The sequence below is a fragment of the Promicromonospora sp. NPDC052451 genome, from assembly GCF_044547525.1.
Taxonomy (GTDB): domain Bacteria; phylum Actinomycetota; class Actinomycetes; order Actinomycetales; family Cellulomonadaceae; genus Promicromonospora.
In genome coordinates this window covers 308,155-323,299 of sequence record NZ_JBIUAP010000003.1, presented here as the reverse complement: position 1 = coordinate 323,299, position 15,145 = coordinate 308,155, and the positions used below count along the sequence as shown (strand labels likewise).

General features: G+C 74.0%; 15 protein-coding genes. 7 read left to right on the top strand and 8 right to left on the bottom strand.

Annotated elements, in window-relative coordinates; translation table 11 throughout:
- Positions 1-2: 2 nt before the first annotated feature.
- Entirely contained in the window at positions 3-2,621 is a 2,619-nt protein-coding gene (locus ACIG47_RS07175) for a LuxR C-terminal-related transcriptional regulator (RefSeq protein WP_397430229.1), read from the bottom strand.
- Between the two features lie 305 nt (positions 2,622-2,926).
- Here ACIG47_RS07175 and ACIG47_RS07170 point away from each other — a divergent pair, with 305 nt between their 5' ends.
- Genes ACIG47_RS07170 through ACIG47_RS07150 form a run of 5 tightly spaced genes read left to right on the top strand, consistent with a single transcriptional unit; the run spans position 2,927 to position 8,141 of the window.
- A complete protein-coding gene (locus ACIG47_RS07170; protein WP_397430228.1) occupies positions 2,927-4,063 on the top strand; it encodes an ABC transporter substrate-binding protein in 1,137 nt (378 codons plus the stop codon).
- Entirely contained in the window at positions 4,060-4,914 is an 855-nt protein-coding gene (locus ACIG47_RS07165; protein WP_397430227.1) for an ABC transporter permease, read from the top strand. Before ACIG47_RS07170 ends, ACIG47_RS07165 begins: the two co-directional genes overlap by 4 nt.
- Positions 4,890-5,696, top strand: a complete 807-nt coding sequence (locus tag ACIG47_RS07160; RefSeq protein WP_397430226.1) for an ABC transporter ATP-binding protein — start codon at positions 4,890-4,892, stop codon at positions 5,694-5,696. The genes ACIG47_RS07165 and ACIG47_RS07160 overlap by 25 nt, the downstream gene beginning before the upstream one ends.
- Positions 5,693-7,051, top strand: a complete 1,359-nt coding sequence (locus ACIG47_RS07155) for an LLM class flavin-dependent oxidoreductase (RefSeq protein ID WP_397430225.1) — start codon at positions 5,693-5,695, stop codon at positions 7,049-7,051. The genes ACIG47_RS07160 and ACIG47_RS07155 overlap by 4 nt, the downstream gene beginning before the upstream one ends.
- Position 7,052: 1 nt before the next feature.
- Positions 7,053-8,141: an LLM class flavin-dependent oxidoreductase gene (locus ACIG47_RS07150; RefSeq protein ID WP_397430224.1), complete on the top strand. Its 1,089-nt coding sequence runs from the start codon at positions 7,053-7,055 to the stop codon at positions 8,139-8,141.
- A 26-nt stretch (positions 8,142-8,167) separates the two neighbouring features.
- Here ACIG47_RS07150 and ACIG47_RS07145 read toward each other — a convergent pair whose 3' ends face one another.
- The 3 genes from ACIG47_RS07145 to ACIG47_RS07135 all read right to left on the bottom strand — a co-directional run bounded on the left by ACIG47_RS07145 (position 8,168) and on the right by ACIG47_RS07135 (position 9,905).
- Entirely contained in the window at positions 8,168-8,572 is a 405-nt protein-coding gene (locus tag ACIG47_RS07145) for a zinc-binding dehydrogenase (protein ID WP_397430223.1), read from the bottom strand.
- A 65-nt stretch (positions 8,573-8,637) separates the two neighbouring features.
- On the bottom strand, positions 8,638-9,093 hold the full coding sequence (locus ACIG47_RS07140; RefSeq protein ID WP_397430222.1) for an alcohol dehydrogenase catalytic domain-containing protein: 456 nt from the start codon (positions 9,091-9,093) through the stop codon (positions 8,638-8,640).
- A complete protein-coding gene (locus ACIG47_RS07135) occupies positions 9,090-9,905 on the bottom strand; it encodes an SDR family NAD(P)-dependent oxidoreductase (protein WP_397430221.1) in 816 nt (271 codons plus the stop codon). The genes ACIG47_RS07140 and ACIG47_RS07135 overlap by 4 nt, the downstream gene beginning before the upstream one ends.
- 153 nt (positions 9,906-10,058) lie before the next feature.
- Between ACIG47_RS07135 and ACIG47_RS07130 the strand changes: the two genes are divergently transcribed.
- Entirely contained in the window at positions 10,059-10,676 is a 618-nt protein-coding gene (locus tag ACIG47_RS07130; protein ID WP_397430220.1) for a TetR/AcrR family transcriptional regulator, read from the top strand.
- Positions 10,677-10,727: 51 nt separating this feature from the next.
- Here the strand turns inward: ACIG47_RS07130 and ACIG47_RS07125 are convergent, their stop codons facing one another.
- Positions 10,728-11,690, bottom strand: coding sequence for an alpha/beta fold hydrolase (locus tag ACIG47_RS07125; protein ID WP_397430219.1), 963 nt, complete (start codon positions 11,688-11,690; stop codon positions 10,728-10,730).
- A 91-nt stretch (positions 11,691-11,781) separates the two neighbouring features.
- Between ACIG47_RS07125 and ACIG47_RS07120 the strand changes: the two genes are divergently transcribed.
- The gene (locus ACIG47_RS07120) at positions 11,782-12,378 is read left to right on the top strand and encodes a TetR/AcrR family transcriptional regulator (protein WP_397430218.1); all 597 of its coding nucleotides are present in this window, start codon (positions 11,782-11,784) and stop codon (positions 12,376-12,378) included.
- A gap of 61 nt (positions 12,379-12,439) precedes the next feature.
- Here ACIG47_RS07120 and ACIG47_RS07115 read toward each other — a convergent pair whose 3' ends face one another.
- The 3 genes from ACIG47_RS07115 to ACIG47_RS07105 all read right to left on the bottom strand — a co-directional run bounded on the left by ACIG47_RS07115 (position 12,440) and on the right by ACIG47_RS07105 (position 15,001).
- The gene (locus ACIG47_RS07115; RefSeq protein WP_397430217.1) at positions 12,440-13,615 is read right to left on the bottom strand and encodes a glycoside hydrolase family 76 protein; all 1,176 of its coding nucleotides are present in this window, start codon (positions 13,613-13,615) and stop codon (positions 12,440-12,442) included.
- A gap of 332 nt (positions 13,616-13,947) precedes the next feature.
- Positions 13,948-14,130: a hypothetical protein gene (locus ACIG47_RS07110; RefSeq protein WP_397411681.1), complete on the bottom strand. Its 183-nt coding sequence runs from the start codon at positions 14,128-14,130 to the stop codon at positions 13,948-13,950.
- A 55-nt stretch (positions 14,131-14,185) separates the two neighbouring features.
- The gene (locus ACIG47_RS07105) at positions 14,186-15,001 is read right to left on the bottom strand and encodes a hydrolase (RefSeq protein WP_397430216.1); all 816 of its coding nucleotides are present in this window, start codon (positions 14,999-15,001) and stop codon (positions 14,186-14,188) included.
- Positions 15,002-15,145: the final 144 nt, after the last annotated feature.

Below are 15,145 nucleotides of genomic sequence, written 5' to 3'. Positions count from 1 at the left end.
AACTACGTAGGTAGGGCCTCGCCCGGCGCGTCGGGTGAGGTGCCGGGGCCCGGCTCGACGTGCTCGCGCAGCTGGCGGCGCGAGGAGATGCCGAGCTTGCGGAAGATGTTGCGCAGGTGCGCCTCGACCGTGCGAGGGCTGATGTACAGCCGGGCGGCCACCTCGCCCGACGTCGCTCCGGTCGCCACCAGGCGGGCGATGTGCAGCTCCTGCGCGGTGAGCGCGTCGCGGACGTGTCCCGACCGCGTCCGTGCCTGCTCGCCGGTGGCCCGCAGCTCGCCCGCGGCGCGCCGGGCGAAGGCCTCGATCCCGGCCTGCGCGAACAGCTCGTGCGCGGAGCGCAGGTGCGGGCGGCAGTCGCGCCGGCGTCCCGCCCGGCGCAGCCACTCGCCGTAGAGCAGGTGGGCCCTGGCCCGGTACGGGAGCAGCGGGCTGTCGGCGAGGAGGTCGACGGCCTGCCGGTAGTGCTCCTCCGTCCCGGTGACCAGGCCCCGGGCATAGGCGGCCACGCCCAGCCCCGTGGTCGTCCCGCTGGCCTCGGTCCGGTCGGTCAGGTCGTCCAGCGCGCCGGCGGCAGTGTCCTGCTCCCCGCACCGGACCGCCGCCTCCACCAGCTCGGGCAGGGAGAACCCGGCGATGAAGAGGTCGTCGAGCTCGACCGCACGTCGCGCCTGTGCCAGTGCCGTGCGGTAGTCGGCCAGCCCGTTGTGCAGCACCGCGCTCGCCCAGTGGACGTTGGCGACCAGCTGTCCGCCGACGCCGGCCACCGCCGTCACCTCCTCGAAGAGCCGCAGCGCCTCCTCCCGGCGCCCGCGCATCGCGGCGAGCTGCACCCGGTGGTAGATGACCGGGGGGCCGCCGGTCGCGTCCGCGATCGCCTCCTCCTCGGCGATCGCGGAGGCCGCCCGGTCCAGGTCACCGGCCAGGGCGGCCCCGGAGGCCGCCTGGGCGAGGCCGAGCCGCAGGACGAGGGGCGCCCCGGACGTGCGGCCGTTCTTCAGGAGCCACTCGACGATCGTGGTGTGCAGCCCCGGGTCCCACAGCTCGGAGGCGAGCACGACCGCGAGCGCCGGGTGCCGGGTCCAGAGCGCCCCGTCGGCACCGTCGAGCGCCTCGCGCAGCAGCGGGACGGCGGCCCGGTGGCCCTCCCGGGCCAGGACGGTCAGGGCGTCCAGCACGTCGGGGTGCCGGGCCGGTGCCGACGTCGCCTGCGCGGCGCGCAGCACCCGGTCGGTCGCCCCGCCGGCCCGGCCGACGAGCAGGCTCGTCTCCAGGGCGTCCAGGTAGCTCGCGCGCGACCGTGCGGGGTCGACGGCCGCGAGACGGGTGGCGGCGCGCAGCATGTGTGCGGTCCCGTCCCCGTCGCCCACGCGGGCGAGCGCGATCCGGCCGCGCAGCAGGTCTGTCTCGGCGCGTCGGGACTCGTCCAGGTGGCGGTCGTCGATGGTGCCCAGCAGCTCCGCGGCGCGGTCCGGTGCACCCGCGTCGAGCTGTGCCGCCACCGCGGCCAGCGTGCGGACGGTGCGGGGGCCGGGTTCCGGGGTCAGCTCGGCCGCTCGCTCGAGGAACGCAGCGGTAGCCGCGACGCCGCCCCGGGTCCGCGCCCGGGAGGCGGAACGTTCCAGGGCGGCGGCGAGCCCGGCGTCGGGTGCCACGGCCGCCTGCGCTCCGTGCCAGGCGTGGCGGTCCGGGTCGGTGCCGGCGTCGGTGACGTCGGCGAGGAGGCGGTGTGCCAGCCGTCGTCGGGCCGGCTCTGCCGTGTCGTAGGCGACGGCGCGGGCCAGGGGGTGGTGAAAGCGGACGCGGGTGCCGATCTCGACCAGCCCGGTGGCGGCAGCGGCGTCGGCGGCGGTCTCGACGTCGAGGCCGTGGGCCTCGGCGGCGGGCCACAGCAGCGCGGGGTCACCGGTCGGGTCGGCCGCGGCGATCGTCAGGAGCATCCGGGCGTCGTCCGGGAGGCGGGCGAACGATGCCGCGTAGCTCCGTTCGACGCGGCTGCGGGCGGTGGCGCCGTCGGGCGGTGCGAACCCGCCGGCACGCGGCAGCGTGAGGAGTGCGAGCGGGTTGCCGCGGGCCTCGACCAGGAGCCGGTCACGGACGCGTTCGTCGAGCACCTCGTGGCTCTGCGTCGTGAGCAGAGCCGTCGCGTCGGCGTCACCGAGCGGGCCGACGTCGAGGCCGGGCAGCGCGCCCAGCTCGGTCGGCTCCTCGGGCAGGCGTACCGCGAGGACGAGCGCGACGGGCTCGGCGGAGATCCTCCGTGCGACGAACGTGAGCGCGCGGGAGGAGTCCGCGTCGAGCCACTGGGCGTCGTCGACCAGGCACAGCAGGGGCTGCCGGCCGGCGGCGGCCGACAGGAGGCCGAGCGCGGCCAGGCCGACGTGGAACGGGTCCGGCGGCGCCGTGCCGAGGCCGAAGGCGCCCGCGAGCGCTTCGCGGTGCGGCGCGGGCAGCTCGGACAGGTGGCCGAGCAGGGGGTGGCAGAGCTGGTGCAGCGCGGCGAAGGGCAGCCCGGCCTCGTGCTGCACCCCGGAGACCTGGAGCACGCGAGATCCCGCGGCCGTCCGGCCGGCGTGCTCGAGCAGGGCGCTCTTGCCGATGCCTGCCTCGCCGCGCAGCACGAGGGTCCGCCCCGCCCGGCTCCCGCCGCGTCGATCAGCTCGTCGAGCCGTCGTCGCTCCGTCTCGCGGCCGACCAGCGGCCGGCGTGCGGGTGCCGCCGACGTTCGCATGTGCGTAGGTTATCGGCCGCCGCGGACCGGTCGGCGCCGGCGGGCGGCGACCGCGGGAGGCGTGGTCCACCACCCGGCCCTGCGCAGCCGATGTCCGAATAGTGAGAGCAATCGCCCAGGCTCTGGTCAGGTCGGGCGCTCGCGCCTATACCTCGCCCTCGCCAGGAGAACCGGCCACGACGCGAGGAGCTCGCCATGACCGCACCACGCCAGCGATCGCACGCCCCGATACCCCACCACCCCGGTGCCTCGGCCACGAGCCGGGGCGCCCTCACCGCCACCGTGACCGCCACCGTGGCGGCCCTGGTGCTGCTCGCCTCGGGCTGCGCCGTCGGCGCGCAGGCGGACGACGACGCCGCCGGAACCCTCTCCCTCGACGCCGAGCTGCCCACCGAGGTCCCCCCGGGCACCACGCTCGCGATCGGCGACCCGACGACGCAGAAGGCGTTCGAGCTGGCCGGCGACGAGATCGACTCGGACTTCGACTTCGAGATCGAGTGGGCCAACATCTCCGGCGGCCCGCAGACGGTCGAGGCGTTCAACGCGGGTGTCCTCGACATCGGCTCGGTCGCCGAGATCCCGCCGGTCCACGCGGCCTGGACCGGTCTCGACGTGCAGATCTACGCCTCCCAGTACCGGGAGGACTGGGCGGATCACCCCGTCTACGAGCTCGCCGGCGCTCCCGGTGTCGAGCTCGACGACCTGTCGGACCTGCGCGGCAGGCGCATCGCGTTCAGCCCCGGGCAGGCCCAGGGCGCGCTCGTGCTGAAGGCCCTGCGGTCGGCCGGCCTCGACCAGGACGACGTCGAGCTGGTGGAGCTGCCGTCCACCGGCGACGTGTATCCCACCGCGCTGGCCGCGGGCGAGATCGACGTGGCCCCGGTCGGCGGCACCGCCCTGCTGCGCTACCTCGACAAGTACGCCGCCGACGGCGCGACGTCCCTGCGCCACGGCCTGCGGGACGACCCCAGCCACCTCTACGGCCCCACCGACGTGGTGCGCGACCCCGCCAAGGCGGCCGCGCTGCGCCAGTACGTCGCCGCGTGGGCCCAGGCGCGGGTCTGGATCTACGAGCACCCCGACATCTGGAAGGAGCAGTACTACGTCGAGGACCAGGGGCTGACCGAGGACGACGCCCAGTACCTCATGGACACGGCGGCACGGCCCGAGGTGCCGTCCGACCTCACGGCTGGCATCGAGCGCACCCAGGACACGATCGACCTGCTCGCCGCCGAGCTCGACCGGCCGGAGCTACGGGCCGCCGATCTCTTCGACGAGCGGTTCGGACCCGTCGCCGGGGAGTCCGCCGAGCAGGCCTGGAGCGCGTCATGACCGCCGTGGTCCAGGCCGGCCGGGCCACCGTGCCACGTGCGGCGGGCGAGCCGGCGTCCGACGTCCGCCCGCAGGTCCGCCGGCTCGGCCTGCGCACGCCGGTCCCCCTGGCCGCGGGGTCAGGCGTCGCACTGCTCCTGGTGGTCTGGGCCGTCGGCTCGGCCACCGGTCTGGTCGACCCGCGGGTGCTGTCGGCCCCGTGGACGGTCGTGACCACCGGCGTCGGCCTCGCGGTCGACGGCAACCTGCTGGAGAACCTCGGCGTCTCGCTGGCCCGGGCCGCGCAGGGCCTGCTCTGGGGAGTGCTGGCGGGCGTCGTCCTGGCGCTGGTCTCCGGCCTGAGCCGCGCCGGTGAGGCGCTGCTGGACGGTCCGATCCAGGTCAAGCGAGCCGTCCCGAACCTGGCCCTGCTGCCGCTGCTCATCCTGTGGTTCGGCATCGGCGAGGAGATGAAGGTCATCACGATCGCGCTCGGCGTGTTCATCCCCGTCTACATCCACACCCACAACGGGCTGCGGTCCATCGACAAGCGGTACGTCGAGCTCGCCGAGACCCTCCGCCTGGGGCGCCGGCAGTTCATCACGCACGTCGTCCTGCCCGGCGCGCTGCCCGGCTTCCTGCTCGGGCTGCGCTTCGCGGTGACGGGCTCGCTGCTCGCGCTCGTCGTGGTCGAGCAGGTCAACGGCACCGCCGGCATCGGCTACATGATGGAGCTCGCGCGCACCTACGGGCAGACCGAGGTCATCGTCGTGGGCCTCGTGGTCTACGGCGTCCTGGGCTACACCGCGGACTGGAGCGTCCGCCTGCTGCAGAGGAGGGCGCTGACATGGCGACGCACGCTGGAGGACTGAGCGCGACCGTGGCCGGGCGGCCCACCGGGGCGAGGCACCCCGCCGTCGTCGTGCGCGACCTGGTACGGACCTACGGGACGCCCGCCGGTGTGCTCGACGGGCTCGACCTGGAGATCGCCGAGGGTGAGTTCGTCGCGATCCTCGGCCGGTCCGGGTCCGGCAAGAGCACGCTGCTGCGGGCGCTCGCCGGGCTCGACCACGACGTCCAGGGATCGGGCGACGTCCAGGTGCCCCGCAACGTCTCCGTCGTCTTCCAGGACTCGCGGCTGCTGCCCTGGGCACGGGTGCTCGACAACGTCGTGCTCGGCCACGAGGCCCCGCCGGCCCGGGCCCGCGACGCCGGCCGCGCGGCGCTGGCCGAGGTGGGGCTCGCCGGGCGCGAGCGGGCCTGGCCGAACGAGCTGTCCGGTGGTGAGCAGCAGCGCGTGTCGCTGGCGAGGTCACTGGCCCGCAGCCCGGAGCTCCTGCTCGCCGACGAGCCGTTCGGCGCGCTGGACGCCCTGACCCGGCTGCGCATGCACGACCTGCTGCGCGACCTGCTGCGGCGGCACCGGCCCACGGTGCTGATGGTCACCCACGACGTCGACGAGGCGATCGTGCTGGCCGACCGCGTGGTCGTCCTCGACCAGGGACGGATCGTGCTGGAGCGCCGCACCCCGCCCGCCGGCCCGCGCACTGCTCCGCACACCGCCCCGGCCGACGACGTCGACCAGGGACCGCACCGCACCCTGCGTGCCGAGCTGCTCGGCGCGCTCGGCCTGGACCGAGAGGACACCCCATGACCGCGAACCACCGCCCCGGACGGCTCCACCTCAACGCGTTCCTCATGAGCAGCGGCCACCACGAGGCGTCCTGGCGCCTCCCGGAGACCGGACCCGACGCCACCGGCCACGACATCGCCCACCTGCGCCGGCTCGCGCAGATCGCCGAGGCGGGACGGCTCGACTCGATCTTCTTCGCCGACGGGCCGGGGCTGCAGGGCGACGTCGGACGGCGCCCGTCGGGCACGCTCGACCCGCTCATCGTGCTCACCGCCCTCGCGGCGGCCACCGAGCGGATCGGGCTCGTCGCGACGGCGTCGACCACCTACAACTCGCCCTACAACCTGGCGCGGCGGTTCGCGTCGATCGACCACGTGTCCGCGGGCCGCGTGGGCTGGAACGTGGTCACGACCGCCGGCCCGGACATCGCCCGGAACTTCGGGCTGGACGACCAGCCCGCGCACGCCGAGCGCTACGCGCGCGCGGCGGAGTTCCTGGAGGTGGCCCTCAAGCTCTGGGACTCGTGGGAGGACGACGCCATCGTCGCCGACAAGGCGGCGGGCGTCTGGGCCGACAACGCCAAGATCCACCCGCCGCAGCACGTGGGCCGGTACTTCTCGGTCGCCGGGGCGCTCAACGTCCCGCGGTCGCCGCAGGGCCGGCCGCTGATCGTGCAGGCCGGGTCGTCGCAGGACGGCAAGGACCTGGCGGCCCGGTACGCGGAGGCCGTCTTCACCGCCCACCAGACGCTCGGCGACGCCCAGGCGTTCTACCGGGACCTCAAGGCGCGCGCCGTCGCGGCAGGCCGGGACGCCGACGGCGTCCGCGTCCTGCCCGGCATCGTGCCGGTGATCGGCGCGACCGAGGCCGAGGCCCGCGCCAAGGAGCGTGAGCTCGACGAGCTGATCCTCCCCGAGTACGCGCGGCGGCAGCTCGCCCGCACGCTGCGGCTGGCGCCCGAGGACCTCCCGCTGGACCGCGAGCTGCCGGCCGACCTGCCCGACGAGGACGAGATCGAGGGCGCCAAGAGCCGCTACACGCTCGTCGTGGGGCTCGCGCGGCGCGAACGGCTCACGGTCCGCCAGCTCATCGGCCGGCTCGGCGGCGGCCGCGGTCACCGCACCTTCGCGGGCACCCCGGAGCAGGTCGCCGACACCCTCCAGGACTGGTACGACGCCGAGGCCGCCGACGGGTTCAACATCATGCCGGCCGCGCTGCCGTCCGGGCTGGAGCAGTTCACCACCCACGTGGTGCCGGTGCTGCGCGAGCGCGGCCTGTTCCGCGCCGAGTACGAGGGCACCACGCTGCGCGAGCACTACGGGCTGGAACGGCCCGCCAACCGGTACGCGACAGCCGGCACGGCGGCGGGAGCCTGACATGGCCGACGACATCCTCTGGTACATCCCCAACCAGACCCACCCCGGCCACCGCGGGGACGACGCCACCCACGGGCACAACAGCCTGGACACCCTGACCGAGCACGCGGCACGGCTCGAGAAGCACGGCTGGGACGGTGCGCTGCTCGGCACGAGCTGGGGCCGCCCGGACACGTTCACCGTGGCCACGGCCCTGGCCGCCCGGACCACGACGTTCGAACCGCTGATCGCCGTCCGGCCGGGCTACTGGCGCCCGGCCCACCTGGCGTCGTCGGCGGCCACGCTGGACCATCTCTCGGGCGGACGGGTGCGGATCAACATCGTCTCGGGCCAGGACCACCTGGCCGCGTACGGCGACGCCGAGGGCGACCAGGCGCACCGGTACGCGCGCACCAAGGAGTTCCTCCAGATCGTGCGGCGGCTGTGGACGCAGGAGTCGGTCACCTACACGGGCGAGCACTTCCAGGTCACGGACTCCACGCTCGACCTGCGCCCGGTGGTCCGGGCGGGGCGGCCCCACCCGAGGCTCTACTTCGGCGGAGCGTCGGCGGCGGCCGAGCGGGTCGCCGCCACGGAGGCGGACGTGCAGCTCTTCTGGGGCGAGCCGCTGGACGGCATCGCGGAGCGGATCGACCGCCTGCGCACCCTGGAGGCGGAGCTGGGCCGGGAGCACCCGCCGCTGGAGTTCGGCCTGCGCATCACGACGTTCGTGCGGGACACGACCGATCAGGCGTGGGCCGACGCCGAGGCGAAGGTGGCGCAGCTCGCCGCACAGGCGGACCACGAGCAGCCCGGTGGTCGCGCGTGGGGCCGGGCCTCCGCCGTCGGGCAGCGCCGGCTGCTGGAGCTGGCCGAGCGGGGCGACGTCCTGGACGACATCCTCTACACGGCGCCCGGACGCGCCGGAGGTGGCGGGGCCGGGACCACCTGGCTGGTCGGGACGGCGCAGGAGGTCGCGGCGGCGCTGCGGCGGTACGAGCGGCTCGGCGTGACCCACTTCGTGCTGTCGGACACCCCGTACCTGCCCGAGATCGAACGGCAGGGCCGGGAGCTGGTGCCCCTGCTGCGGGGCGAGGCACTCACAGTGTGATCCGGCACGAGGTCGTCCCGGCACGGTCAGGGACGCACGACGATCTTGCCGTGGGTGTGCCGCTCCGCCTGCCGGGCCACGGCGTCACGGACCCGATCGATCGGGAAGGACTCCGCGATCGGCACCGTGACCGTGCCGGCGAGGATCGCGTCGGTGATCCGCTCGAGGGCACGAGGGTCGGCGGCATGGGCGCCCGTGGCGCGCACGCCGGCTCTCGTCGGGCCGCCCGCGACCGACGAGATCCGGTCCGGCGGCACGCCGAGCATCAGAGCCGCATCGACGGTCTCGGTACCGAACAGGTCGATCGCCGCCGAGATCCCGCCCGGGGCCAGCGCAGTCGCCCGGTCGGCGAGGCCGGGGCCGTACGCCACGGGTACCACGCCCAGCCCCTGCAGGAAGCCGAAGGTTCCGGGAGAGGCTGTACCGAGCACCGTCGCCCCCCGGAGCCTGGCGATCTGAGCCGCCAGGACACCCACGCCACCTGCGGCGCCACCGATCAGGACGGTGCACCGGGGCGCAGACGGACCGCGTCCACGGCAGCGACGGCGGTCAGCCCGGGCGTGGGCAGCGCGGCGGCCGTGTCGTCACCGATGCCCTCCGGGGTGTGGAGCAGCACGTCGGGGGCAGGTAGCGGGACCGGAAGGACCAGGTGGTCGGCAGCGGCACGGGCCAGGACCCCGCCGTACACGCGGTCTCCCACCGCGAACCCCACGACGCCCGGCCCGACCTCGTCGACCACCCCGGCGAGGTCGCACCCGAACCCGCTCGGGGTCGGGACGCCGAACGCCGCTGCCAGGCCGGGCGCCGACGCGAGCTGCCAGTCCAGCGGGTTGAGCCCGACGGCCCGGACCCTGACGCGCACCTCGCCACGACGCGCGTGCGGTTCCGCGACGTCGCGCACGTGGAGCACCTCGGGACCACCGAATCCCTCCCGGACGACGGCGCGGCTCATGCGACGCTCCGGGCGTCGCCGACGAGCGCTCCCCCGATCAACCTGCCGTACATCCGCACCGACAGGCGCCGGGGCATGAGGTACCTGCTCATGAGGTCCGCGACGTTGTTGACGACGCCCGGGACCACGTGGGCGCGCCTGCCGAGCCCGTCCAGGGCAGCGCGGACCACCCGGGACGGGTCCATCTTGCGGCCCACGAGCCTGTCGAAGTCGATCCCAGGGGTGTTGTCCAGGCCCTCGGTCCGCGTCTGGCCGGGAGACAGCACGAGCACGTCGACGCCGTCCCGCTTGAGCTCGTGGTTCAGCGCCTGCCCGAGCGACGACACATAGGCCTTCACGGCCGCGAAGTTGGCCTGGTACGGCACCGGGACCGCCGCGATCATCGACGACAGCAGCACGACGGCGCCGCGGCCACGGCGCGCGAAGTCCTGTCCGAAGCCGTGGGCGAGCTGCAGGGTCACCGTGCCGTTCAGCGTGAGCACGTCGAGCTCGTCGGCCAGCGAGTGCTCCGTGAGGACGCCCGGTACCGACGTACCGGCGTTCGCCACGACCATGCCGACGTCCAGGTCGGCGACGGCGGCCCGCAGCTCCGCCACCGCACCGTCGTCGAGAAGGTCGAGCACCACGACCCTGCTGGCGGTGCCGTGCCGGTCGGCGAGCTCGGCGGCCAGCGCCGCGAGGCGGTCGCGGCGACGGGCCACCAGCACCAGGTCGAGCCCGGCGGCGGCCAGCTGGCGGGCGAACTCCGCCCCGATGCCCGAGGACGCCCCGGTCACGACAGCGTACGAGCCGTACGCACGAAGGTCTTTCATCTCGTCTCCCGTCCTGGGCGGTGCCCCGTGGCACACGCCGTCCTGCCCGCCCGGCCTGCGGCTGCCGAGCCGTGTCACCGACTTCCGTGCGGGCGTTCCAGAATTAACGTAGGACTTCTTGGACGACCAGTCAAGATGTCGTAGCCTGTGCCCATGGCGAGGACGGGACGACCGCGCGGGTTCGACACGGCGGTGGCTGTGGACCGTGCGCGCGGCATCTTCTGGGCGTCGGGCTACGGGGGCACGTCCATCCAGGACCTGGTGGACGGCCTCGACGTGGAGCGCGGTAGCCTCTATGCGGCGTTCGGCGACAAGCGGCTGCTCTACCTCGAAGCCGTGAAGCTGTACTGGGCGGAGTACGAACGAGCCCTGGAGACCGCACTGGCCAGCGTGCCGCTGCTGCCCGCCCTGCGCGAGCTCCTGGTCATGCCGGCGCAGCTCGGCGGCGCGGCCGACGATCCCGGCGCTCCCCACGGGTGCATGATGGGCAACACCGCGGTCGAGCTCGTGCCGTACGACGCGGAGGCGACGGCGATCGTCAGGCGGTCGTTCGGCCAGTTCGTGCAGCACGTGTCGGACGCTCTGCGCGCCGCCCAGAGCCGTGGCGAGGTGACCACGGCGTCCACCCCCGAGGCGCAGGCGCAGCTCCTTCTCGTCCTGGCCGAGGGAACGTCGCTGCTCGCGCGCACGGGTACGGATCCCGCAGTTGCCAGCGCAGCGATCGACGCGGCGCTCAGCGGGCTGCGCGGAACCAGCCCCGACGGCCCCTGACGCCGGCATCACGCCCGGCGTCAGGGACAGGCCGAGCCTGAGACGCCGGCGTCAGGCCCACCGGGAGAAGAAGCCGTGCAGCGCCTCGAGCAGCAGCTCCGGCTGCTCGTCGGGGATGAAGTGGCCGGAGCCGCTGATGCGGACCCCCGTGACATCGGCGGCGATCGGGCGCAGGGCCGCCGCCATGTCCGGGATCGAGCCCTGCTCGCCCGAGACGGCCAGCAGCGGGACGCGGACCTGCCCGCGCTCCGCGAGCTCGCGGTTCTGCGCGGCGGACAGCGTGATCGCGCGGTAGTACGCAAGGACGGCCCGCAGACCGCCGTCGGCGGCCAGGAGCCGCGCATAACGAGCCACGTCCTGCTCGCCGAACGTGCCGGGGACGGCCGACTTGCGGGTGAGGAACCACTCCACGTACTCGCGCTCCCGGCCGGCGATGAGCGTCTCGGGAAGGTCGGGCACGGCATGGAACGCGAAGTGGGCGAGCTTGGCCGCCCGCTCGTCGAGCGGAACGGCCTCCGGGAGGCTCACGCCGGGGATCCCCGCGTCCATCAGCACGACGCCGAGGAGCGCGGTCCCGTCGCCGCGCAGCGCGTAGGGGGCGGCGACCCACGCGCCCACGTCGTGCGCCACGAGCCAGTAGCGCGTCAGGCCGAGCTCGTGCACGGCCGACCGGATGCGCGACGCGACCGTCCCGGTGTCGTAGCCATCGGCCGGGCGGCCGGAGTGGCCCTGGCCCGGCAGGTCGAAGGCGATGACGCGGTACGTCCGGGCCAGGTCGGTCATGACCTTGTGCCACGCGTACCAGGTCTGCGGGAAGCCGGCGAGCAGCACGATCGCGGGCGCCGCCGGGTCTCCCCCGTCCACGAGGTGCAGCCGCACGCCCTCGACGTCGAGCGTCCGGTGCCGGAACCCGGGCACGTCGTCATGGGGCACATCAGCCACGGTGGTCGGCGTCGGGGACGCGCCGGACGCTGCCGCCTCCGGGACGGCGGAGGGCGTTCGTAGAGTCGTCACGAACACACGGTAGCCATCTTGAACCGATTGGTCCAACATGGATCAGGCGCGCCGCACCCGGCGCGGACGGCCCGCCAGAGAGGACCCGACCATGGTCGGCAGGAAGCAGTTCGACGTCGACGCCGCGCTCGAGCAGGCGATGCTCACCTTCTGGCGCCAGGGCTACGCCGAGACGTCCCTCGGTGACCTCACCACCGCCACCGGGCTCAACCGCAGCTCGCTCTACGCCACGTTCGGCGACAAGAGCCAGCTCTTCCTGAGCTGCCTGGAGCGGTACGCGCAGCGCTACGGCGAGCGGTACGACCGCGCGCTGGCGACCGCTGCCGACAGCCCTCTCGACGCGGTGGCCAGGTTCTACGACGTCACGCTCGACCGCATCGCCGATCCAGCCCTGCCCACCGGCTGCCTCGTGGCGCAGTCCACGATGGCGGCCCCCGCCCTTCCCCCGGGGATGGCGCGGCGCACCGCACAGGCCCTGGGCGCACAGCGTGACCGCCTGCGCGCAGCCCTCGCGCACACGCGGCTCGACCCCCAGGAGGCGGACCGGCTCGCCCTGCACCTGGCAGCGGTCAACCAGTCGCTGGCCGTGCTGAGCCGCGCGGACGTGCCCACCCGGCAGCTGCGGTCCGTCGCCGACGTCGCCGTCGCCACCCTGGCCCATGCCCTTGACGCCGCCGGGCAGAGGTAGGCCCCTCGGCGACGACGCCGCCGAGGGGCCTCCGCGATCACCGTGCGCGCTCAGCAGTGCGTCAGTACAGGATGGACGCCTGCTCGCGCGGCCACGCCAGGGTGGCGTAGATCTGCACCATGGCCGCCTGCTCCAGCAGCTCGGTGTGCTCGTCCCCGGCGTTGAACAGCCCGGTCGTGCGTTCCCGCTCGGTGCGCCACTGGTGGTCGGCGTAGTCCGCCATGGCGGTGCGGTAGGTCGTGCCGCCGGTCACGGACTCCAGCAGCAGGAGGTTCTTGAACCAGATGGAGTTGAAGAACATCGGCTGGCCGTCCAGCCGCCCCTCGGTCACGTAGTAGCGGTAGGACGCCGCCGCGATCGCCTTGGCCTTGTCCAGGTACCGCTCGTCGCCGGTCGCCTCGTACAGCAGCGTGTAGGTACCCACCGGGACGCCCTGGTTGTACGACCACTGCGTGCGGTCGACGGACCCGTCGAGCTTGATGTTGTCCCAGTAGAGGCCGTTCGGCGCCAGCAGGTGCTCGTCGGCCCACCCCACCATCCGCAGCGCCCAGTCGAGGTAGTGCCGCTCCCCCGTGATCATGTACAGCCGGGTGGCGAGCTGGGCGCCGGGCATCGTGGAGACGGTGTTCCGGTCGGTGCTCCACGTGGCCTGGGTCCAGAACACACCTCCGGGCGCCGGGTGGGACGGATCGGTGTCCCACCCCGAGACGACGAGCTCGAAGATCTCCTCGGCGCGTGCCAGTGCCGCCTCGTCGCCGGTCGCCAGGTGTTGCTGCACCTTGGCGAGCGCGACCCACTCGTTGTCGTCGTAGAACATGTCGCCGCCACCGCCGTACGGGGCGCGAGGGTACGAGTCGTAGCCGGGCAGCCCGGTGGTGCCGCCGTCGGCGTTCCAGAAGTGCTCCTGCCCGCGGGCGACGTCCGCGAGGTCGTCCTCGAACGACCGCCCCAGCGGCCCGGGCAGCCCGGTGAGGTCGAGCGTCGCGACGTGCGCCTGGGAGTGCGGCCACTCGAACGAGTAGGTGCGGTCCTCGGCACCGCTCGGGTACCGCTCGCGGTAGAGGCCGGTGCCGTCGTCCGCGGCCATGTACTCCTGCATCGCGTCGTACGACGCGACGGCCCGCTGCACCTGCGTGCGCTGCGACGTCGCGGCGGCGTCCTGCGCGCCGGCAGGGGTCGCCGCCCCCAGCGCGCAGGCCACCGCGACGACCGTGGCGGCAGCTCTGGTGAACCTCATCGTTCGCTCCTTCGTTCGGTGGTGCTCGGTCGTTCGGTGGTGCTCGGCCTGCCGGTGGTGCTCGGCACGAGCCCCACATCCCCGCAGCGGTGAATGTCAGCGCTGTCATCCCGACGTACGGACATCCACGTGCTCAGTTCCCTGTGCCACACCGGGAGCCCCGGCGATGCCGTCGGCCACGTGCTCGGCCACGGACGGTGCGGTGGTCGGACGCAGCCCCGCGAAGTCTTCTTCGACCCGGTCCTGAGAACGCCCTCGCCAACCGGCCGCCAGCCTAGGCGCCCTGGACCTGCCCGGTCAACGACACCACCTGGCCGGCGGCCCCCGAGGCGCTACGGGGCGGGCGCGTCGGCCCCCGCCTGGCAGGCGAGGCAGAGCAGCGTCGACTCGACGACACCGCGGCGCACGAACCGCTGCCCCAGCTCGACGGCGAACTCGTCGCACTCCGGACACGTCCAGGGTCCGTTCGCGCCCTCGTGCACCGACGTGATGATGTCGTTCCACCCGTAGCTCACGGCGGGGACTCTATCGGCCCGCCGTGCTCCGCGGACCGGCCCCTGGGGACCGGTGTCAGGTCAGATGGTCGAAGTCGCCGCGGGCCCACGCCGCGTGACGGTCCGCCGAGCGCAGCACGATCTGCCGGGCGTCGACCGGGATCACGCCGTCGAGGTTGTTGTAGAGCCGGTCGAACGCGAACCGGCTGACGTGGTGCGCCACCCGCTGCACCACCGGCCCCGACAGCGGGATCCGGTTGGGATAGCTACGCATGAACGACACCGACGTGCGGTCCGGGTTGGCGAAGATCGTGTCCCCGCTCAGCAGCACACCCCGGCCCCCGGCCCCGGGAGCCCAGTGCGCCACCGCGGACCCCGGGAAGTGCCCACCCGGCTGGCTCAGCGTCACCCCGGGCAGGATCTCCCGGTCGCCCTTCCACAGCTCCACGGCGTCGTCGGTGCGGGCCAGCCAGCTCGCGTCCGCCTCGCTGACCAGCACGGGGACACCGCCCAGGCGGCGGCTCCACTCGACCTGCACCCCGTACATGTGCGGGTGGCTGGCCACGATGTACGCCAGCCCGCCCAGGTCCCGCACCGCGGCCACGGCCTCGTCGTCCAGGTAGCCGGGCACGTCGAACATCAGGTTCCCGCCCGCGGTGCGCACGACCTTCGCCGTCGGGCCGATACCCACGTCCGGCACCGTCGTCAGACCGAACAGATCCGGCTCCAGCTCCTCCACGCGGATGGACCGCCCGTCGGCCCTGAGCCGGTCCAGCGTGGTCCAGCACTGTCCCTCCTGCGCCACGAACTCACGCTCGTCCGCGCACACGGCACACACCTCGGGACGGGACTCGTGCTCGAGCCCGCACCTGCAGCAGATCCAGAACGTCACACGTCGACTCCTTCTCCCTCGCGACACGCAGTGATCGCGACTTTGTGCGCACGACGTCGATCACGCAACCCGCAAGCGGTCCCGTCACGCCCCGTCCTGCGGGGTGAGGCACCACGGTCGAGAGCCGCGCCGCGGGACCGTCGG